This window comes from Bradyrhizobium sp. WSM4872, from assembly GCF_055811715.1.
Genome location: NZ_JBVVPT010000050.1, coordinates 1 through 21575, shown reverse-complemented (window position 1 = coordinate 21575; position 21575 = coordinate 1). Strand labels below are relative to the sequence as shown.

Genomic DNA, 21575 nt, shown 5'->3' with positions numbered 1-21575 from the left:
ATGGCCGGCCGCCGCATTCTCCTGATCAATCCGAACAGTTCCGTGGCGACCACTGAGATGATGATCGCTATCGCGAGGTCGGCCGCCGTCGACCGCTTCGACGTCGACATCGACGGCGCGACCGCAACGCGTGCGCCGCAAATGATCGTGATGCCGGATGCGTTGGATGCAGCTTCCGCCGAAGTTCTGGAGATCGCGCAGTCGAACCGGCATCCATGCGACGGTATCATCGTCGCGGCGTTCGGCGATCCCGGATTGGCCGGGATCAAGGCCGCAATGAAACTGCCCGCGGCCGGCATCGGCGAGTCCTCGATGCTCGCAGCTGCCGAGAACAGTCGCCGCTTCGGCGTGGCGACCACGACGCCGCTGCTGGCAGCGAAGATCGACGCCTTGCCGGATGCGCTGGGGTTGCGATCCTATTACACCGGCGCGCGCTTCGCGGAGGGCGATCCGCAAGACCTGATGCGCGATCCGGCGCGATTGTGCGCAGCACTCGCCGGGGCGGTCGAGGCCTGCATCGCGCAGGATGGCGCGGAGGCCGTCATCATCGGCGGCGGGCCGTTGGGCGAAGCCGCGCGCGAGCTTCAGCCGATGTTCACCGTGCCGATCATCGCGCCGATCCCGTCTGCCGTGGCGCGGATTATTCGCCTCATCACGGCGCGCGCGACCGACTGAAATTCCGGCCCGCGGGAACGATCCTCGCGACCGGCGTTCTTGCCCTTGACGGCCTCGGTTAAAGTGACGAAGCAGAACGATCGGTCCTGCCGACCCGCGTTTGGGTGCGCGGGCATGGAGACGCTGCATGTCGTTCAAAAAGCTCCTGATCGCCAATCGCGGCGAGATCGCCATCCGCATCGCGCGTGCGGCGGCAGACGCGGGCCTCGCGACGGTCGCGATCCATCCCGCCGACGACGCGCTGTCGCTGCATGTGCGCCTTGCCGACGAGGCGGCGGAAATCCCCGGCCGCGGCGCGCGGGCCTATCTCGACATCGAGGCGGTGGTGAAGGCGGCGAGGAGCGCAGGCTGCGACGCCGTGCACCCCGGCTACGGCTTCCTCAGCGAGAACGCTGCGTTCGCCAAGGCCTGCGCGGACGCGGGCCTTGCCTTCGTCGGGCCCAAGGCCGCGGCGCTCGAACTGTTCGGCGATAAGGTCGCGGCGCGGCAACTGGCAAAGCGCTGCGGCGTGCCGATCATCGCCGGCACCAGCGGGCCGTCCTCGCTGGAGGACATCGCGGCGTTCTTCACCTCGCTTGGCAGCAACGCGGCGGTCGTGATCAAGGCGATGGCCGGCGGTGGCGGCCGCGGCATGCGCGTGGTGGAGAATGCATCCGATCTCGCGGAGGCCTATGCGCGCTGCCAGTCCGAGGCCAAGGCCGCGTTCGGCTTCGACGGCGTCTATGCAGAGCGGTTGATCCGGCAGGCGCGCCATATCGAGGTGCAGATCATCGGCGACCGCCACGGCGCGATCTCCCACCTCTGGGAACGCGAATGCACCATTCAGCGCAGGCACCAGAAGCTGATCGAGGTGGCGCCGAGCCCGTCGCTCGGCGATGGCCTGCGCGAGCGTATCATCGAGGCGGCGAAGCAACTCGCGGTGGCCGCGTCCTACGACAATCTCGGCACGTTCGAGTTCCTGGTTGACGGCACTGAAGACAGTTTTGCCTTCATCGAGGCCAACCCGCGGCTTCAGGTCGAGCACACCGTGACGGAAGAGGTGCTCGGCCTCGATCTCGTCCGCGCCCAGCTCGCGGTTGCCGCCGGCGCCTCGCTTGCCTCGCTCGGCCTGGCGCAAGGCTCGATCCCGAAACCGCGTGGCTACGCCATGCAGCTCCGTGTCAACATGGAGACGCTGGACGAGCTGGGGGCGACGCACCCGACCGGCGGCGTGCTTGCCGTGTTCGAGCCGCCGTCAGGTCCCGGCGTCCGTGTCGATAGTTTCGGTTATGCCGGCTACAAGACCAGCGCCGCCTTCGACTCGCTGCTGGCAAAGGTCATCGTGCATACGCCCGGTGAAGCCTGGCACGAGGTCGTTGCCAAGGCTTCGCGCGCCTTGCGCGAGTTTCGGATCGACGGCGTCATCACCAACATCGCCTTTCTCCAGGCCGTGCTGGCGCATCCCGACTTCAGGTCCAACCGCATCGCGACCGGCTTCATCGATCGCAATATCGCGAAGCTCGTCGAAGCCGCGGATGGCGCGGCCAAACCACTCTATTTCGCGGCGACCGAGCGAACCGGCGGCCCCGGAACAGAGGCGCATACGGCACAGATTGTGCCCGAAGGCACGGTAATGGTCGCTGCACCCCTGCAAGGTACCATCGTCACTGTTCAGGTGAAGGAAGGCGAGATTGTACGCCCGGGCCAGCAGCTCGCCGTGATCGAATCCATGAAAATGGAGCATCTGGTCATGGCCGAGCAGGGCGGTCGCGTCATGAAGCTCGTCGCAGGCGACGGTGTTACGCTGATGCATGGCGAGCCGATCATGTATCTGGAGCCGCTCGAGGTTGCGGCCGATGCGTCGGCCACGGAAGCGGATATCGATCTCGACCACATCCGTCCCGATCTCGCCGAACTGATCGCCCGCCAGGCCAATACGCTCGACGAAAATCGCCCTGCCTCGGTCGAGCGCCGCCGCAACACCAATCAGCGCACCGCGCGCGAAAATGTCGCGCAGCTCGTCGACGACGGCTCGTTCATGGAGTACGGCAGCCTTGCGATCGCGGCGCAGCGGCGCCGGCGCAAGCTCGACGATCTCGTCAAGAACACGCCGGCCGACGGCCTCGTCATGGGCGTCGCGACCGTCAACGCCGGGAAGTTCGGTCCCGAAGGCGGGCGCTGCATCGTCGTGGCCTACGACTACACCGTGTTGGCGGGCACGCAGGGCCACATGAACCACAAGAAGATCGACCGCATGCTGACGCTCGCGGAAGACTGGCGCGTGCCGCTGGTATTCTATGCCGAAGGCGGCGGCGGGCGGCCCGGCGATACCGACCGGCTCGGCATGACCGGGCTCGATGGTCCGTCCTTCGTGCAGTTCGCGAGACTCTCGGGTCTCGTGCCGGTCGTCGGCGTAGTCTCCGGCTATTGCTTCGCCGGCAATGCCGCGATGCTCGGCTGCTGCGATGTGATCATCGCCACCAAAAACGCCTCGATCGGCATGGGCGGCCCCGCGATGATCGAGGGCGGCGGGCTCGGCGTCTATCACCCGGCCGAGGTCGGTCCGGTGTCGTTTCAGTCACCGAACGGTGTCATCGACATCCTCGTCGAGGACGAGGAGGAGGCGACGTCCGTTGCGCAAAAATACCTGTCTTATTTCCAAGGCGCGGTGACGGAGTGGCAGGCCGCCGACCAGCGCCTGCTGCGTCGCGCGATCCCCGAGAACCGCCTGCGCGTCTACGACATCCGCAGCGTGATCGACCTCGTCGCCGACAAGGACTCCGTGCTGGAGCTGCGCCGCGACTACGGCGTCGGCATGATCACCGCGCTGATCCGCATCGAGGGCAAGCCGTTCGGCCTGATCGCCAACAATCCGCGCCATCTCGGCGGTGCGATCGATGCCGATGCCGGCGATAAGGCCGCGCGCTTCCTCCAGCTCTGCGACGCCTTCGATCTGCCGATCGTCTCGCTGTGCGACACGCCCGGCTTCATGGTCGGCCCGGAAGCCGAGAAGACCGCGATCGTGCGCCACGTCTCGCGGATGTTCGTGACAGGCGCGAGCCTGACTGTGCCGCTGTTCGGCATCGTCCTGCGCAAGGGCTATGGGCTCGGGGCGCAGTCGATGATCGGCGGCGGCTTCCACGCCTCGTTCTTCACCGCGGCCTGGCCGACCGGCGAGTTCGGCGGCATGGGTCTGGAGGGTTACGTCCGGCTCGGCTTCCGCAAGGAAATGGAGGCGATCGCCGACCCCGTCGAGCGCGAGACTTATTATCGCAACAAGGTCGCCGAGCTCTATGCCAACGGCAAGGCGGTCTCGATCGCCTCCGTGTTCGAGATCGACAACGTCATCGACCCCTCCGAGACGCGGCGGTGGATCATGGCAGGCCTGCGGTCGGTGCCGAAGCCGCCGGCGCGGACCGGGAAGAAGCGGCCGTGCATCGATACGTGGTGAGGGCGGTGCAGCAAATCTGATCGCGCTTCGCCGCGTTCCCGGTTCCCGATTGACTTCCCCGCCTGCGGTGCCAGACTTTGCACAATAATACAGGGTGGAGACGTCCGCGATGGCCAGCCTTTCGGCCTCGAATCATGTCGCCCGCGTCTTGTCCGTCGCCAATCACGTGGCCGACGTCGATGCCTCTTCGCGCATTGCCAATTCCTGGCGGCGCTGCCTGGTCAGCCACAAGCTCGATCCCGCCCGTCAGGGGCCGCCGCAGACGCTCACCGAAGCCGAGATCCGTCACGTCGCCGAGCCCATGGAGGAGACGATCCGGCTCGCAACACCGGAGCTCGACGATCTCGCCCGTGTGCTGCGCGATGCCGGCTATTGCGTCAATCTGGCAGACGTGAACGCAACCATGCTGTTCAGCCGCCTGCCCGGCGAGGCCGACGCAAGACTATTCATGGACTGGAAGATCTACACCGGCTCGAATTTTTCCGAGGCTTGTGAAGGCACCAACGGGCTCGGCACCGCACTCGCCGAGCAGAAGCCGATCCTGGTGCATCGCGACGAGCATTTTCGCGCGCAGTGGCACATGTTCTCCTGCGCGGTGACGCCGCTGTTCGACCATGCCGGACGGCTCGCAGGCGCCGTCAACATCACCTCTTGCCGCGAGGACCTCGAACGAACCGCGCATCAGCTTGCGCTCGCGGTGACGATGGAGGCGACGCGGCGCATGGAGGGGGCGATCTTCCGCGGTCATTTCCGCAACGCCTGGATCGCGACCGTGCCGGGCGATGGCGGCAGCGGCCTGCTCGCCTATGACGACGATCGCCGCATCGTCGGCGCCTGCCGTTCGGCGCGCGCCCTGCTGGGTCTCACCGACGGCTTGATCGCATCCGGCATCGATCTGTCGCGCTACGTCAAGTTCGACCATCCCCCCGCGCGTGACGCAGACGATCTCGTCGAGCTGCGCCGGGCAGATGGCACTCCGTTGGGGCATGGCCATGTCGCGCCGCCGCTGCGGGCGAGGTCATCGACCCGCCCGCTCGCGCCGCGCCGCGATGCACCGATCGATCGCTTCGATGCGCTGCAGCGGCTCGCCGGCCGCGACCCTGGCCTGATCAGGAGCGTAAAGCGACTTAGAAGCATCGGCGATCGCAATCTGCCGGTGCTGCTGCACGGCGAGACCGGCGTCGGCAAGGATGTGTTCGCTCGTGCCATTCACGCAGCCGGCAATCGCGCACGCCACAACTATGTCGCGCTGAACTGCGCGGCGATGCCGGAAAGCCTGATCGATGCCGAGCTGTTCGGCTACGAGGCCGGCGCCTTCACCGGCGCACGCCGTGACGGCTCGAAGGGCCTGATCGTGCAGGCCGACGGCGGCACGCTGTTCCTCGATGAGATCGGCGACATGCCGATCGCGCTGCAGACGCGACTGCTGCGTGTGCTGGAGAACCGCGAAGTGTGGCCGCTCGGCGCGCTGAAGCCGGTGCCGGTCGACATTCGCCTGATCAGCGCTACCCATCGCGATCTCGGCCGCATGGCCGAGGAGGGCGCCTTCCGCACCGACCTCTATTTCCGTCTGCGCGGCATGGAGGTGCGGCTGCCGGCTCTGCGCGAGCGCGCGGACCGCGACGACGTCATCCGCCAGATCGCCCGCGAGGAAGCGCCGAACTGCTCCCTATCGGACGAGGCCTGGGCACAACTCGCGGCCTATTCCTATCCCGGCAACATGCGCCAGCTCCGCCATGTGCTGCGGCTCGCCGGCTGCACGGCGGAGGACGGCGTGATTGCCGATGCCGATCTCGACCTGCCGCCGTTTGGCGGGCGAGCAGCGGAGCCGGGTCTCGGAGCGGCCGAACGCGCGACGATCGTCGAGGCTCTGCGCAGGCACGGCGGCCGCGTCACCGAGGCGGCACGTGCGTTGAAACTCAGCCGCGCGACGCTGTATCGCAAGATCAAGCAATTGAAGATCGGCCCGGGTTCATACTAGACCGACTCGACGTCCCGGCTCCGTCGAAAACCGTCCGAAAATGCTGGCGCAGCCGAGGTCTTCGCGCGGCGGACACGCCGTCGCCAACGTGCATTTCCAGAAATTGCGAGAGGAGAGGATTCGATGGAGGAGATCGAAGTCTTTCTGGCTGTCGTCGAGGCCGGCAGCCAGACCGCGGCCGCGCGACAATTGGGACGGTCGCTGCAGTCGGTCAACCGGGCGTTGGCGGCGCTGGAACGCGATGTCGGCGTCGAGCTGGTGCGGCGGACCACGCGGCAGTCGCTGGCGACGGAAGCGGGACTGGCGTTCTATCATCGCGTCAAGCCGGCCTTTGCCGAAATCAGCGAGGCGCGCCTGGAAGCGGCCAACCGCCGTGTCGAGCCGTCGGGTCTTCTCAGGGTCGCCGCGCCCGTCCTGTTCGGGTCGACCCACGTCGTGCCGGCGATTGCCGATTTCATGGCGCGCTTTCCGAGAATCGAAGCCGATCTCCATGTGTCCGATCGCCCCATCGACGTCGTCGGCGATGGGTTCGATCTGGCCGTGCGGATCAGGGAATTGCCGGATTCTTCGCTCAAGGCGCGGCGGCTCGGCGAGCTACGCACGGTTGTCTATGGCGCATCAGGCTATTTCGCGCGCCACGGTCGTCCGGGTCATCCCGACGACCTGACCGACCATCAATGCATCTTGCGCAGGACCGGCCCGGGTGACAGCGAAGCGTGGCGGTTTCAGATCGGCGGCGAGGTGAAGATGGTGCAGGTGAACGGCCGCTTCCGGACCGATAATACGACGGCGGCGCAGGCGGCTGCCTGCAATGGCATCGGCGTCGGCTATGCGCCGTTCTGGCAGATACGCGATCGCGTCGATGATGGCGCGCTGGAGATCGTGCTGGAGGATTTCGAGGCACCGCGCATGCCGGTGTACGCCGTAGTCCCGCCGAGCGCGGCGCCCCCGGCCAAGACGCGCCTGTTCGTCGATCTGTTGGCGGGGCGCTTGAAGCGCGAGCGGCTCTGAGAGCCCCGGCTCTCTTGCTCATTGACCACGTGCATCGCCGGCGAGCGTTCCGTCCGCATTCTCCCGGTTTGCGAGAATGTCTATCCCGTGATGTGGCGGTTGTCCGAACGCGCGAGCGACCGCAGCTTTGAGGGCCACGGGCACCTATCCGCCCGGTTCGGCGTGAAGGACCGCACCATGTCCCCCAATCGACGCACGCTCTTGCATGCAGGTGTCAGCGCCACCGCAACGCTGGCTTCCGTCGCTCTCGCCGGCCAGCCGCGCGGCCCGGCCAATGGACCATTTGCCGGTGACGCATGGAACTGCAACCCGGACGCTTGCGCGGCCGCGGGCGAGGATTTCGGTCACATCATTCACAAGCAGCCGCGTGCCGTGTTCCGGCCGACGACGACTGCCGGGATCGCGGAGATTCTGCGATGGGCCGCGGAACAGGGGCTGACGGTTGCCGCGCGCGGGCAGGGCCACGGCATCTACGGTCGCGCCATGACGGAAGGCGGTATCGTGATCGACCTCGGCGCGCTGGCCACGATCCATCGGATCGAGCCGGACCGTGTCGTGGTCGATGCAGGTGCGACCTGGCACGCGGTGCTGGAAGCGACCCTGGCCAAAGGGCTGGTTCCGCCGGTCCTGACCAACTACCTCGGCCTGTCCGTGGGCGGCACCCTCGCCATCGGCGGAATCGGCGGATCCTCGTCGCGACACGGCCTGCAGACGGACCAGGTTCTCGAGCTCGATGTGGTGACGGGCGAGGGCCGGCAATTGACCTGCTCGCCCACGTCCAACGCCGAGCTTTACGATGCCGTTCGCGCCGGGCTTGCCCAATGCGCGATCGTCACGAGGGCGACGCTTCGGCTGGTGCGCGCGCCCGAACGGGTCCGCCGCTTTCAACTCTTTTATCCGGATCTCTCCTCGCTGACGGCCGATCAGCGCCGTGTCCTGGCGGAGGCGCGCTTCGATCAGTTGCAGGGTGCGGTCGTGCCTGAGGCGGCCGGTGGCTGGCGATACCTGCTGGAAGCAGGCGTGTTCCATGACGGTGATTCTCATCCCGACGACGAGAAGCTGCTTGCAGGCTTGTCGGATCGCCGCGGCAGCGCCATCGTTACCGACCTGACCTTCCGCGACGACGCCAATGCGTTTGCAAAGCTCGAAACGCTTCTGAGGACGAACGGCCAATGGTCCAATCCGCATCCGTGGCTCCTCACGTTCCTGCGCGGCAGCAACGCGCTGGAGATCGCGAGCGAGGTCGTTGCCGGGATGAAGAGTGAGGACATCGGTCCGTTCGGCCGGATTACCTACTATCCGATGGTGACGGATGGATGCCGCACGTCCCTGGTTCGGCTGCCCGACGAGCGGATCGTGTTCGTGTTCAATCTGATCCGTATCCCGGTATCGGCAGACAAGGCGAATGCCGAACGGCTGGTCGCGCAGAACCGCGAGCTTTACGACCACATTCGCGGCGCAGGCGGCGTATTGTACCCGGTGAGCGCATTTCCCATGTCGTCTCAGGATTGGGCCGATCATTTCGGGGGACAGTGGCCGTTGCTGCGCGACGCCAAGCGGCGCCACGATCCAGGCAACCATCTCACGCCCGGCTACGATCTGGTCTAGCGGGAACGGATCCCGGCGGCCGCATTCGAATGGCGTGGCGAGTTCAAGAGAAATCGCTCCAGCTCAGATGTCGCGAGTCGAGGTCGCCGACCGTCACGGTGCCGCGGATCTCGTGCGGGACGTGGAAGCTGCTGCGCAGATATACCAGCGGCGCAGTCCCGTCGGAATACGACACGCCGCACACCTCGCCGACGAAGATCGAATGCGTTTTGGTCTCGAATTCCTGCGCCAGCACGCAGTCGAATGCGGCGACCGCATCGCTCAGCACCGGCGCGCCGGTCACCCCGCGCGTCCACTCCCCGAACGCAAAACGGTCGTCGCCGTTGACGCCCTTCTGGCCACTGAAGGTGAGCGCCAGGAGGGCGTGGTCCTCGTGCAGGAAGTTGATCGCGAACGCGCCTTCCTCGCGGATGCGCGCGTGCGCACTGGCGTTGCGGTTGACGCAGACGAGCAGGGATGGCGGCGAGTCCGACAGTGAGCAGGCCGAGGTGACCGTCAGCCCCGTGCGCTTGCCGTGCTCGGCGCCGACCGTCACCAGCGCGACGGCGCCAGCGCACTGGCGCATCGCCTGCTTGAAATCCTTGGCGTCGAAAGCACTGGCGTCCACGCTCACGCGGAAATCTCCGAAATGGATGCGGGTGCGGCACGATCGCGCCGCACCCGCGTCGGGTCAAGCCGCCTTCTGCGCGGAGCCGAGATGCTTCAGGCGCGGCATCACCTCGTTCCTCAGCAGCGACAGCGAGTGATGCCAGGCTTCAGCCTTGTGCTTGTAGTCGAAGCCGAACACCAGCAGCACGCCGAAGCCGCCGACCTCCTCGTAGATCTTTTCGATCTTCTCGGCGACGGTCGCGGGCGAGCCCACGATCCAGTTCCGTTTGGCGCAATATTCGACGGTGACGTCGCTATCGGGCACGTCGGGCGCGTGCTTCAAATAGTCCTTGAAGCCGAAATGCCCGAGCAGCGGCAGGAAGTACTCGCCCATCATCCGGCCCATCATGTCGCCGGTCGAGAGCCTCCACGCTTCCTCGTCGCTATCGGCGACGAACACCTCGCGCACCAGCCGCCAATCCGCGCGGTCCGGCTTGCGCCCGGTCTTGGCTGCACCGGCCACGACCGAATCCCAATGACTGCCGACATAGGCGGGGTTCAGGTTGAGGCTCATCGGAATGAAACCGCGCTCGCCGGCGAGCTTCAGCGTGTCCGAATTCTTCGAGAGTCCGGCGACGCCGATCGGCGGATGCGGCGTCTGCAACGGCTTGATGTGCGGCTTGAGGAAGTCGAACATCGTGTCCGGCTTGGTCACCGTCCAGAACTTGCCCTTGTAGGTCCAGGGCGCGGGATCGCTCCACATCTTCAGAATGATCTCCAGCGCCTCGCGGGTCATGTCGCGGTTCTGTCCGCTCATGCCGTCGACGTTGAACATGGCCCAATCGCTCGGCAGGCCGCTCGCCGCGACGCCGAAATTGAGCCGACCGCCGGAGAGGTGATCGAGCATGGCGACGCGGTTCGCGAGCTCGGCGGGGTGGTGATAGGGCAGCAGGAAGCCGCCCGGTCCGATGCGGATGTTCTTGGTCTGCATCAGCGCCTGTGCGATCAGCAGATCCGGCGTGGGATTGGGTTCCCAGGGCGCGGTATGGTGCTCGCCGACCCAGGCCTCCTGATAGCCAAGCTCGTCGAGCCAGCGCATGACCTGCAGGTCCCAGTCGTTCCCTTCCTTCAGGCCGCACTCCGGCGGGTGCGAAGGCATCGTGAAATAACCGATCTCCATGGGTTTCCTCATCTGATGTTGACGCGTCTTGTTGCGCGGTTCACGGACGTGAGCGGGAACGCTTTAGCAAGTGGTGTGCCACCTCTACGCAAGCGCTGTGCCAGCGCGAGCGGCGCTTCAGACCTGCGAGAAAAGGCTGGTTTGCGGCAGCAATAGCCGATATCCCGGGGCGGATTTGCGGGGCCTCGTCTCATTGTCGCGAGACGGCGTCTCGGCGGTGAGACGAGGATACGCATCGAGATGACCGAACCTGCCTATGTCGCGGTGGACTGGGGCACCAGCAGCTTCCGGCTCTGGCTGATCGACCGCGCCGGCGAGGTGCTGGCCGAGCGCCGCAGCGACGAGGGCATGCTGGTGGCCGCGAGGGCCGGCTTTGCCGCCGTGCTGCAATCGCATCTCGCGGCAGTCGAGGCTCCCGATCATTTGCCCGTCCTCGTCTGCGGCATGGCCGGCGCGCGTACCGGCTGGATCGAGGCCGGTTATGTCGATACGCCCGCGCCACTCTCCGCTGTTCTGAAGCAGGCCGTGCGCGTGTCCGGCGAGGCGCGCGACATCCGCATCCTGCCGGGTATCGCGCAGCGCGATGCAAAAGCACCGGACGTGATGCGCGGCGAGGAGACGCAGCTGCTCGGCGCGCTCGGGTTCGGTGCCGCCGGCGAAGCGCTGGTCTGCATGCCCGGCACGCATTCGAAATGGGTGCGCCTGACGGACGGCACGGTCGCGCATTTCTCTACCTTCATGACCGGCGAGCTCTTCAGCGTCGTGTCGCGCGAAACGATTTTGTCGCTTGCGGTCGCAGGCGCCGAAGACACCGAGGATGTCGCAAGCTTCCAAACTGCGGTGAAGGCCGCGTACGAAGCACCGGCGTTCGCGGCTAATCTTCTGTTCGGCGCGCGCTCGCGTCAGCTCCTGTTCGGGAGCACACCGGCCGCGGCGCGCGAAACGCTGTCGGGCACGTTGATCGGCATCGAGCTGGCGGCGGGGCTCTCCGGCGCGATGCCGGAAGTTGGCATCACGCTGATCGCCTCGGGACGGCTCGCGATGCTGTACAGGCAGGGTTTCGAGGCGCTGTCGGTCACCGTAGACCCGGTCGATGCCGATGAAGCCGTCCGCCGCGGCCTGTCGATGGCGGCTGCCGCGATCTGGACGAAATGAGAGGACTGTTGAGATGAGCGTTCCCTTTCCGGCGATGAAGCGTCCACTGGTCGCGATCCTGCGCGGCGTGAAGCCCGAGGAAACGCAGGCCATCGTCGGCGTGCTGATCGAAGCCGGCATGACCGCAATCGAGATTCCGCTGAACTCGCCTGACCCGTTCCGCTCCATCGCAACAGCGGTGAAACAGGCGCCGGTGGGCGTGCTGATCGGCGCCGGCACGGTGCTGACCACTTCGGATGTCGATCGTCTCAACGATGTCGGCGGCAAGCTGATGGTGTCGCCGAATGTCGACACACAAGTGCTCACGCGTGCCCATCAGTACGCCATGGTGACGTTGCCGGGCGTGTTTTCGCCGACGGAGGCGCTGCTTGCCGCGCGCTCCGGCGCCTCGGGCCTGAAGTTCTTTCCGGCCAGCGTGCTCGGTGCATCCGGCATCGCCGCGATTCGCGCCGTGCTGCCGGCCGGCGTGATGATCGCCGCCGTCGGCGGCGTTTCCGATCAGAATTTCGCGGAATACATCAAGGGCGGCGTCACGGCGTTCGGGCTCGGCTCCAGCCTCTACAAGCCCGGCATGACGGCAACGGACGTTGCCGCTCGCGCAAAGTTGACGATCGCGGCCTACGATCGGGCGATTGCGAAAGACTGAAGCGGCAATAAACAAGCCGTGATCCCGTCACGGTCGCGCGTTATCCTATCTTGCTGGACCAGCGAGATCAGGAGACCTGCATGGCGATCAACAATGTGGCCGATCTGTTCGTGGCAACGCTCGAACAGGCTGGCGTCAAGCGCATCTACGGCATCGTCGGCGACAGCCTGAATGCGCTGACCGAAGCGCTGCGGCGGCGCGGCACGATCGAGTGGATCCATGTCCGGCACGAGGAGGTTGCGGCCTTCGCCGCGGCCGGGGAAGCGGAGATGACGGGAACCCTTGCGGTGTGCGCGGGCTCGTGTGGTCCCGGCAATCTGCATTTGATCAACGGCCTGTTCGACGCACATCGCAGCCGCGTTCCCGTGCTGGCGATCGCCGCGCAAATCCCGACCGCCGAGATCGGCAGCGGTTATTTCCAGGAAACCCATCCGCAAAACCTGTTCCGCGAGTGCAGCCATTATTGCGAGCTGGTCTCCGATCCGAGTCAGCTTCCCTACGTGCTGGAAAACGCCATCCGTGCGGCGGTCGGCATGCGCGGCGTCGCCGTCGTCGCCATGCCGGGCGACGTCGCTTTCCGCAGCCCACCCAAGCGCGCGCTATCGACGGCGCGTGGCCTTGCGCTGTCGGCGCCGAAGGTCGTGCCGCAGGCGGATGAGTTGAAGGCGCTTGCTGATCTCCTGAACGGCGCCGAACGCATCACCCTGTTCTGCGGTCGCGGCTGCGCCGGTGCGCATGCCCCGTTGATGCAGCTTGCGGAAGCTTTGAAGAGCCCGATCGTGCATGCGCTGGGCGGCAAGGAGCATGTCGAATTCGACAATCCCTATGACGTCGGCATGACCGGCTTCATCGGCTTCTCCTCCGGCTATGCCGCCATGCACGCCTGCGACGCGCTCGTGATGCTTGGCACCGATTTTCCCTACAAGCAGTTCTTCCCGACCGATGCGAAGATCGCACAGATCGACATCCGGCCGGAAAATCTCGGGCGGCGCTGCAAGATCGATCTCGGCCTTGTCGGGGACGTCAAGCTCACCCTCGAGGCGCTGCTGCCGCTTCTGAAATCCAAGACGAAGCGCAAGCACCTCGACGATGCGATCGCGCATTACAAGAAGGCGCGCGAAGGCCTGGACTCGCTCGCGAAGGGCACGCCGGGCAGCAAACCAATCCATCCGCAATACCTGGCCAAGGTCATCAGCGACCATGCGAGCAACGATGCCGTATTCACCGCCGATGTCGGAACACCCACGGTGTGGGCCGCGCGCTATCTCGACATGAACGGCCGCCGCCGGCTGATCGGTTCGTTCGTGCACGGCTCGATGGCCAACGCCATGCCGCAGGCAATCGGCGCGCAGGCCGCGCAGCCCGGCCGTCAGGTGATCTCGCTCTCGGGCGACGGCGGCTTCACCATGCTGATGGGCGATCTGATCACGCTGACGCAGATGAAGTTGCCGGTGAAGGTGGTCATCTTCAACAACGGCGTGCTCGGCTTCGTCGCCCTGGAGATGAAGGCGGCCGGATTCGTCGACACCAATGTCGATCTGGAGAATCCGGATTTCGCAGCGATGGCGCGCGCAATGGGCATCTTCGCCAGGCGCATCGAGGACCCCGGCGAACTTCCGGGCGCGATGAAGGACATGCTAGCGCATAACGGGCCGGCGCTGCTTGATGTCGTCACGGCGAAGCAGGAGCTGTCGATGCCGCCGACCATCACGCCCGAACAGATCAAGGGCTTCAGCTTGTGGGTCTTGCGCGCCGTGATGAACGGCCGCGGCGACGAGGTCGTCGATCTCGCCAAGACCAATTTGCTGCCGCGTTAACCCCGCTTGACCGATGGCAGCGGCAGCCGCTCATGGCGGCGCTGGAAGCGCTGCCAGTGCAGGACGATCCCGATCAGCAGCGCCGGCACGAAACCGAGCGCGATCAGGAAATGCGGCAGCTGCGCTGGCGAGATGAACGCGATGGCGATGTCGGAGATCAGCCACAGCGCGGCGAACATCACCGCGAAATCGGTGCGCGGGCAGCGCAAATAATAGAACACGGCGGTGACGACGACGGCGGGTCCGATGGCGATGCCGATCATCACCGTCGTCAGCTCCTTCGGCGTCAGCGCGTCGAGCACCATCGCTGCCAGCAGCCAGAGCGCGGCGAACATGGCGATGATGTCGAGCGGATGCCGCAACCCAATACCTCTCGCGGGAACATGCTATCGTTGTGGCCCAGACCTTGGCCGTCAAGGGAAAATGCGCCTATTCCTCATCGTTTCCGGGCGTCGGCCGCAGCATGAAATGGCCGAAGGCGGTGGCGATCGGCTTGTTCGCATCGTCCTGCCAGGCCCGCGCCTCGAAGGCGACGATGCGCCGGCCCTGCTTCACGATCGAGACGTTGGCGAAGGTGTCGAGCGCGCGGCCCGAGCGCAGATAGTTGACGGTCAGTCCGATCGGCTTGGGCAGCGCGGCTGCGCCGAGTTCGCGCGCCACTCCGAAGATCGCGGTGGTCTCGAGGAAGGCGCCGGTCATGCCGCCATGGATCGCGGGCAGGATCGGGTTGCCGATGATCTTTGGCGAGAACGGCATCGTCAGTGTGTCGTCGTCGTTGACGCGAATGCCGAGGCAGCGCGCGAACGGGCTGTTGGCGAACGGGCCTTCCGGATCGTCCGGCGCCTCCAGCGTCGAGATGCCGGGCGAATCTGTCCTGCGATCCGCGAGCATGTTGGTGCGGTTGGCGCCGATCATGAAACAGGCGGTGGCGGTCGCGACCGGATCGTCCTCGGACTCCTGATAGGCGGTGGAGCGCACGAAGGCGATCGAACGCGTGGTGCGGTAGCAGACTGAATGCGCCTTGATGTCGAGGCCCGGCGTGGCCGGCTTCTGATAGTCGATGCGCAGATCAAGCGTCGCGATCGCGCTCGTGCCGTCGAGCGCGAGTTGCACCGCCATGCCGCAGCTCTCGTCCAGCATCGCGGTGACGACCCCGCCATGCAGGACGCCGGTCTCGGTGTCGCCGACGAAGACCGGCCGGTAGGGCAGGCTGGACCAGGCCTCGCGAGGTGCGAAGCGGTCGAGCTGGAGCCCGCTGATCTGGCCGTAATCGGAGCGGCGGCCCTTGATCGCCTCGGCGAGGTCCTCGAACGAAAGTGTGGTCGGTGAGCTGGACATGAGGACGTTCTAGACCAGTGGCGGGCGTGGCGCAAAACCCCGGATGCGTGTCCGGCGGCAGGCGTGCCGGGGGCGGTTTGGTCTCGACAGGGCGGGCCGAAGCAACGATGGTGGGCGCCTCGTTCGTCCGACCAGCCGCAAGGAGTGCCCATGGCCGATCCCGAAACGCCCGCCACCAGCCAGGGGCCCGTCATCATTTCGACCTCGAGCTCGGAGCGGGCACCGATCATCTATTTCGACGGTGCATCCTGCTTCGGCCACCACAACGGCGCGATCCAGATCGAGCTTGCCGCAAACCTGTTGATGCCGGTCGGCGCCGCCGTCCGGGTTGACGTGCTCCAGACCGCGCATCTGCGCTGCAGCGTGGCCGCCGCGCTGGCGTTGCGCGAAGCGCTCGACAAGGCGCTGGCGATGTACCAGCAGGGTCAGCAGCAGCCCCGGCCGGAGGAGATCCCGACGGTGAAGAACTGATCGCCACAGCGCGATCGCAAGTTAATGCGATCAACTCGCTCAGCTCACATGCACCTTCGGCTTCCTGCCATCGTTCCACTTGCCATCAAGCGCGCGCTCGATCTGGGCGGCGAGTTGCAGCAGGAGGCCGTCATTGGCCTGTTTCGCAATCGCCTGGATGCCGAGCGGCAGGCCGTGGGCCTGCGTCGCCATCGGCATCGAGATCGCCGGCATGCCACAGAGATTGGCGAGCGGCGTGAAGGCGAAGAAGCGCCAGAGATTGCCGAACCAGTCGAGCACGTCAGGGTTGTCGGAGATGGTGAGATATTCCCGGGTGCCGACCTTCGGCGTCGGCAGCGCGGTGATCGGCGTCAGGATCACGTCCCACTGCTCGAAGAAGGCGCCGAAGGCGCGCGAGGTCGTGTTGAACACGCCTTGCATCTTCGCCCGCTCGGCGAAGCTCGTATGCCGGCCGGCTTCCCAGATCCGGATATTCATGGGCTCGATGAGGTCTTCCGGCGGCCGTTCCAGTCCGCGCGCGGCGAGCATGTTGGAGATCACCACCGCAAAATTCGAGATGTAGCAGGTGGTCTGCGCGGCGAACGCGGCGCGGAAGTCGAGCTCGGGCAGGGCGTAGTCGACGTGATGGCCGAGGCCTTCGAGGAAGCGGCCGGCCTTCGCCAGTTCGGCCGCGATCTCGGGCGTCGCGGTGTAGTCGCCCCAGCTGTGCGACAGCGCGATGCGAAGTTTTGATGGGTCGCGCTTGATCATCTCGGAATAGGGCTGCGCCGTCGTCCAGAACGGCATGAACTCGCCGGGTGCCGCTCCCCTGGCATGATCGACGAAGGCGGCGGTGTCGCGCACCGAGCGGGACTGGCAGCCCTGGATCGAGACGAGGCCGGTGAGATCGGACATGTGCGGCGCGAGCGAGAACACGCCGCGCGAGACCTTCAGCCCGATATTGCCGTTGACGCCGGCAGGAATGCGGATCGAGCCGCCGCCGTCGGTCGCATGCGCGATCGGCACCACGCCCGCGGCCACCATCGCGGCGCTTCCCGCCGACGAGCCGCAGGTGGTGTAGTCGGTGTCCCAGGGATTGCGCGTGACATAGACGGCCGGATTGTCGGCCGAGCTGCAGACGCCGAATTCCGGCGTCGTGGTGCGTCCGATCAGGTTCAGTCCAGCGTGGCGGAATTTGCCGGTCAGGAACGTGTCGGCGCTCGCGCGATTGCCGCGCATCAGCAGCGAGCCCATCTCCTGGAGCCGGCCCTTCATGGTCGGGCCGAGGTCCTTCATCAGGAAGGGCAGGCCTGCGAACGGGCCGGCGAGATTGGCGCCGTCCTTGGCGGGATCGGCGATCACATCATCGAACAGCTCGACCACGCCCGACAGTGCCGGATTGACCTTGGCAACGCCCGCAGCGGCCTGGCGCGCCAACTCCTTTGCCGTGAGCTCGCCCTTGCGGACGCGCGCGGCCAGTCCCACGCCATCGTGCTGCGCCCATTCGTTCCAGCTCATCGGAAAAGTCATGCGGTCCAAACCTCTTCGTGCGGCGCCACCTTAGTTTCGCACGGGAACATTTTAATCAACTGAGGCGGCGCGAAGGGCAGGGTTGCGCGGGATGGAGAGGTAACCCTCCATTGCATGCGCACGCATCAATCCGAGAGCTTTGCGATCACCGCGACCGGCCCGCCGCCGGCGGGGCCCTGGTGCTCGGCGCCGCCCGAGACATAGACCGCCCCGGTACCGGCGAGGCCGGCAATCAGGCCGCCGACGGCAGCCCGGGCGTGGCGCGTCGAGCTGATATCGGTATCTTCCAGCATGGTGTGGCGAAAGCCGCGCACGCTGCCATCAGGCGAGGCCTCGGCTTTGGCGAAGATGTTGACGAGCTCGCGGCCGGTCGTCGTCTGCGGCGCGGCACGGAGCCCGACGCTCTCCAGCGCCGCGAGCACCGCGGCAGCGTCGATCGCATCGCTCATCACGGCATGCCCGATCTCGAATTCGCTCGTCGAGGACATCGAATTGCCGAGCACGATGACCACGTTGTGCATCAGCTCGATTCCGGACGAGGTCGAGGCGACGTTCGAGAACAGATCGTAGCGCCGCAGCACGTCGTCGTCGCGAATGTCGGTTGCGATTTCGCCGAGCGCGACCGCAACCCCGAGCGCGGATGCGCCGCGCGAATAGGCCATCGAACTGTAGGCGCTGGTCGTCGCCGTCTTGTGGCCGCGCGCATTCGCCGCCTCGACGCGATCGCTGGTGAGCAGCGGGCATTTGATCTGCACGAAGTGGACGTCGGCGGGATCGGCGATGCCGGCATCCGCCATCGCGGCCGTCACGGCCTTGGCTGTCTCCGTGATCTGAGCGGAGCGGCCGAGCTCTTCCGGGAGAAAATCCCGCGTGTGCGCCATGCCAATGCTCAGGCGCTTGCCGGAGATGCCTGCCGGGCGCTGCTGGACGTCCCGGCGCGTGAACACGGTGATGTGCGGGCTGAGCACGCCCTCGGTGCCGCCGGACATCACGAAAGCGATGCGCTGTTCGACCTCCTGCGGCGACAGCTCGAGTCGTGGCGCTAGCGCCGTGCACAGCGCGGCAACGGCATATTCCCGGGTAAAGTCGTTGACGCCGCCATTGCCTTCGGTCTTGCCGAGGATCGCCAGGATGGATGCCGGATCGATCGCGCCGGAGGCGATCATGCTCATCAATCCCGAGACGTCGCCGGGGCCTTTGGTGGCGATCTTGAAGACGCCGACCGATGTCGTCCGCATGATAGTCCTCACATGGGGTTCAGGAGCCCGGCCGACAAAACAGCCGTCGAACCGGGGTGTCTGTCAAGCTGTCGAGGCATCCTCCTCGTCGTCCTGGCGAAAGCCAGGACCCATGACCCCAGGGGTGAGTTTGGCGAAGATTCGTCGTTCGGTACGCCTACCGCCCACAATCGATGAATCACGCGGTATGGGTCCTGGCGTTCGCCAGGACGACGGTGGAGTATGTGCGTCGCCTGCGTCGCACCCACGATTGTGGCGAGATCGCATCGGTTCGATAAAAATCCCTTGTCGACGGTCGTTCGCCGCACCTTGATGAATCAACCCCGATTGGTCCATAAGCGGCGTCCCGCAGCCGGTGGTTCGCCTCCGCGATGCGTGCTTGGATAGAGGGGTTCTCGCGTGGCAAATATCAACCAGAAAATTGCGCAGGAGCTTGGGGTTCGGGCGGAGCAGGTCGAGGCGACGGTGGCGCTGCTCGACGGCGGCGCCACGGTTCCCTTCATCGCCCGCTACCGCAAGGAAGCGACCGGTGCGCTCGACGACGCGCAATTGCGCACGCTGGAGGAACGCCTGGGCTACCTGCGCGAGCTCGAGGACCGCCGCAAGGCCATCCTCGAATCGGTCCGCGAGCAGGGCAAGCTCGATGCTGCGCTGGAAGCCTCCATTCTCGCCGCCGACAGCAAGGCGCGCCTCGAAGACATCTATCTGCCGTTCAAGCCGAAGCGCCGCACCAAGGCGGAGGTCGCCAGGGAAGCCGGCCTCGAGCCGCTCGCCAATCAGCTCATGGCCGAGCCCACCAACGATCCGAAGGTCGTCGCCGAGGCCTTCGTCAACGCCGAGAAGGGCGTTGCCGATGCCGCTGCGGCACTCGATGGCGCCCGCGCCATCCTGGTCGAGCGTTTCGACGAAGACGCCGATTTGATCGGTGCGCTTCGCGAGGAGGTGTGGACCAATGCACGCATGAGCTCCAAGGTGCGCGACGGCAAGAAGACCGAGGGCGAAAAGTTCGCCGACTATTTCGAGTTCTCCGAGCCGCTGACGAAGCTGCCCTCGCACCGCATCCTCGCGATGTTCCGCGGCGAGAAGGAAGAGATCCTCGATCTCCAGATCCAGGCCGAGGCCGAACCATCGCCGCCGGGCGTGCCGAGCGTCTATGAGTTGAAGATCATGAAGCGGTTCGGCATCGCCGACCTCAAGCGCGCCGGCGACCGCTGGATGATCGACACCGTGCGCTGGGCCTGGCGCACCAAGATCCAGGTGCATCTCAACATTGACCTGCGCATGCGACTGTGGAATGCCGCCGAGACCGAGGCCGTGCGCGTGTTCGCCTCGAACCTGCGCGACTTGCTGCTCGCGGCGCCCGCCGGCACCCGCGTCACCATGGGTCTGGATCCCGGCTTCCGAACCGGCGTCAAGGTTGCCGTCACCGATGCGACCGGCAAGGTGGTGGACACTGCCGTGATCTATCCGCACGAGCCGCAGCGGCAGTGGAATGAGGCGCTGGCGATCCTCGGAAAGCTCGCGCTGAAACATCGCGTCGAGCTGATCGCGATCGGCAACGGCACCGCCTCGCGCGAGACCGACAAGCTCGCGGCCGACCTCGTCAAGGGCTTGCCCGACTTGAAAATGACCAAGATCGTTGTGTCGGAAGCCGGCGCGTCGGTCTATTCGGCCTCGGCTTTTGCCTCGGAGGAGTTGCCGGGCCTCGACGTCACCCTACGCGGCGCGGTGTCGATCGCGCGGCGGCTCCAGGATCCGCTCGCCGAGCTCGTCAAGATCGAACCCAAGGCGATCGGCGTCGGCCAGTACCAGCACGACCTCGGCCAGGCCAAGCTCGCCAAATCGCTCGACGCGGTGGTCGAAGACTGCGTGAACGCGGTCGGCGTCGACGTCAACACCGCCTCGGCACCACTGCTCGCGCGCGTGTCGGGCGTCGGTTCCGGCCTTGCCTCGAGCATCGTGGCACACCGCGACGCCAACGGTCCGTTCAAGTCGCGCAAGGCGCTGAAGGACGTGCCGCGGCTCGGTCCGAAGGCGTTCGAGCAGTGCGCGGGCTTCCTGCGCATCCTCGGCGGCGAGGACCCGCTCGACGCCTCCGGCGTGCATCCGGAAGCCTATCCGGTGGTGCGCCGAATTCTCAGCGCCACCAAAAGCGACATCAAGGCGCTGATCGGCAGCAGCGACATCGTTCGCACGCTGAAGCCGAAAGACTTTGTGGACGAGACGTTTGGTCTGCCGACCGTCACCGACATCCTGCGCGAGCTCGAGAAGCCTGGTCGCGATCCGCGTCCGGCGTTCAAGGCAGCTGTGTTCATGGACGGCGTCGAGGAGATCAAGCACCTCAAGAAGGGCATGATCCTCGAGGGCACCGTGACCAACGTCGCCGCGTTCGGCGCCTTCGTCGATATCGGCGTGCACCAGGACGGGCTCGTGCACATCTCGGCGATGTCCAGGACCTACATCAAGGATCCGCGCGAGGTGGTGAAGCCCGGCGACATCGTCAAGGTCAAGGTGCTGGACTTCGAGGTCGCGCGCAAGCGCATTTCGCTGACATTGCGGCTCGACGACGAGGTCGGTGCCAAGAAGGACGCGCCCGGCATGCAGCGCGACAACAGCTCACGCAACCCCTCCCGCATGACGTCGTCGACCCCGCGCCAGCAGGAGTCTTCCGGCGGCGGTGCGCTCGCCGAAGCGCTGCGCCGCGCGGCGGAGAAGAATGGCGGCAAGCGGGCGTGATCTTCAACCTCGCCCCGCTCTTTGCGGGGAGAGGTGGGGGGGGGGGGGGGGCGGCCCGCGCAGGGGGGGGGGGGGGGGGGGGCCGGGCGCGGGCCCGGGGGGGGGGGGGGGGGGGGGGGGGGCGGGGGGGGGGGGGGGGGGGGGGGCGCGCCGCCCGCGGGGGGGGGGGGGGGGGGGGGGTGTTGTTTGGGG

16 protein-coding genes are annotated in these 21575 nt (G+C 66.3%); 10 read left to right on the top strand and 6 right to left on the bottom strand.

Annotation, left to right across the window (positions count from 1 at the left end; translation table 11 throughout):
• From AC0L3C_RS35125 to AC0L3C_RS35105, 5 genes are all read left to right on the top strand, one after another.
• The gene (locus AC0L3C_RS35125; protein ID WP_473410302.1) at positions 1–675 is read left to right on the top strand and encodes an aspartate/glutamate racemase family protein; all 675 of its coding nucleotides are present in this window, start codon (positions 1–3) and stop codon (positions 673–675) included.
• A gap of 127 nt (positions 676–802) precedes the next feature.
• Positions 803–4105: an acetyl-CoA carboxylase family protein gene (locus AC0L3C_RS35120; protein WP_473410301.1), complete on the top strand. Its 3303-nt coding sequence runs from the start codon at positions 803–805 to the stop codon at positions 4103–4105.
• A gap of 109 nt (positions 4106–4214) precedes the next feature.
• Complete coding sequence (locus AC0L3C_RS35115; RefSeq protein ID WP_473410300.1) at positions 4215–6086, top strand: sigma-54-dependent Fis family transcriptional regulator; 1872 nt, start codon at positions 4215–4217, stop codon at positions 6084–6086.
• A 123-nt stretch (positions 6087–6209) separates the two neighbouring features.
• A complete protein-coding gene (locus AC0L3C_RS35110; protein WP_473262711.1) occupies positions 6210–7097 on the top strand; it encodes a LysR family transcriptional regulator in 888 nt (295 codons plus the stop codon).
• A 177-nt stretch (positions 7098–7274) separates the two neighbouring features.
• Positions 7275–8705 carry an FAD-binding protein gene (locus AC0L3C_RS35105; protein WP_473410299.1) on the top strand — a complete coding sequence of 477 codons (1431 nt, stop codon included), beginning with the start codon at positions 7275–7277 and terminating at the stop codon, positions 8703–8705.
• Positions 8706–8748: 43 nt separating this feature from the next.
• On the opposite strand, the gene AC0L3C_RS35100 is transcribed toward AC0L3C_RS35105, so the two are convergent.
• Entirely contained in the window at positions 8749–9318 is a 570-nt protein-coding gene (locus tag AC0L3C_RS35100) for a flavin reductase family protein (RefSeq protein ID WP_473262725.1), read from the bottom strand.
• Positions 9319–9375: 57 nt separating this feature from the next.
• Positions 9376–10473 carry an LLM class flavin-dependent oxidoreductase gene (locus AC0L3C_RS35095; protein WP_473410298.1) on the bottom strand — a complete coding sequence of 366 codons (1098 nt, stop codon included), beginning with the start codon at positions 10471–10473 and terminating at the stop codon, positions 9376–9378.
• Positions 10474–10713: 240 nt separating this feature from the next.
• Here AC0L3C_RS35095 and AC0L3C_RS35090 point away from each other — a divergent pair, with 240 nt between their 5' ends.
• From AC0L3C_RS35090 to poxB, 3 genes are all read left to right on the top strand, one after another.
• On the top strand, positions 10714–11628 hold the full coding sequence (locus AC0L3C_RS35090; protein ID WP_473410297.1) for a 2-dehydro-3-deoxygalactonokinase: 915 nt from the start codon (positions 10714–10716) through the stop codon (positions 11626–11628).
• A gap of 13 nt (positions 11629–11641) precedes the next feature.
• Entirely contained in the window at positions 11642–12274 is a 633-nt protein-coding gene (locus AC0L3C_RS35085) for a 2-dehydro-3-deoxy-6-phosphogalactonate aldolase (RefSeq protein WP_473262714.1), read from the top strand.
• A gap of 80 nt (positions 12275–12354) precedes the next feature.
• A complete protein-coding gene (gene poxB, locus AC0L3C_RS35080; protein ID WP_473410296.1) occupies positions 12355–14091 on the top strand; it encodes a ubiquinone-dependent pyruvate dehydrogenase in 1737 nt (578 codons plus the stop codon).
• On the opposite strand, the gene AC0L3C_RS35075 is transcribed toward poxB, so the two are convergent.
• Positions 14088–14453: a hypothetical protein gene (locus tag AC0L3C_RS35075; RefSeq protein ID WP_473262716.1), complete on the bottom strand. Its 366-nt coding sequence runs from the start codon at positions 14451–14453 to the stop codon at positions 14088–14090. The two genes, poxB and AC0L3C_RS35075, sit on opposite strands and share 4 nt — an antisense overlap.
• A 67-nt stretch (positions 14454–14520) precedes the next feature.
• Positions 14521–15429 (bottom strand): PaaI family thioesterase, encoded by a 909-nt coding sequence (locus AC0L3C_RS35070; RefSeq protein ID WP_354169400.1) that lies wholly within the window; start codon positions 15427–15429, stop codon positions 14521–14523.
• A 150-nt stretch (positions 15430–15579) separates the two neighbouring features.
• Here AC0L3C_RS35070 and AC0L3C_RS35065 point away from each other — a divergent pair, with 150 nt between their 5' ends.
• Positions 15580–15900, top strand: a complete 321-nt coding sequence (locus tag AC0L3C_RS35065; protein WP_473410295.1) for a hypothetical protein — start codon at positions 15580–15582, stop codon at positions 15898–15900.
• Between the two features lie 39 nt (positions 15901–15939).
• On the opposite strand, the gene AC0L3C_RS35060 is transcribed toward AC0L3C_RS35065, so the two are convergent.
• The gene (locus AC0L3C_RS35060; protein WP_473262718.1) at positions 15940–17409 is read right to left on the bottom strand and encodes an amidase; all 1470 of its coding nucleotides are present in this window, start codon (positions 17407–17409) and stop codon (positions 15940–15942) included.
• A gap of 125 nt (positions 17410–17534) precedes the next feature.
• Positions 17535–18647 (bottom strand): cyanuric acid amidohydrolase, encoded by a 1113-nt coding sequence (gene atzD, locus AC0L3C_RS35055; RefSeq protein WP_473410294.1) that lies wholly within the window; start codon positions 18645–18647, stop codon positions 17535–17537.
• Between the two features lie 399 nt (positions 18648–19046).
• Here atzD and AC0L3C_RS35050 point away from each other — a divergent pair, with 399 nt between their 5' ends.
• A complete protein-coding gene (locus tag AC0L3C_RS35050) occupies positions 19047–21383 on the top strand; it encodes a Tex family protein (protein ID WP_473410293.1) in 2337 nt (778 codons plus the stop codon).
• The last annotated feature ends 192 nt before the right edge of the window (positions 21384–21575 follow it).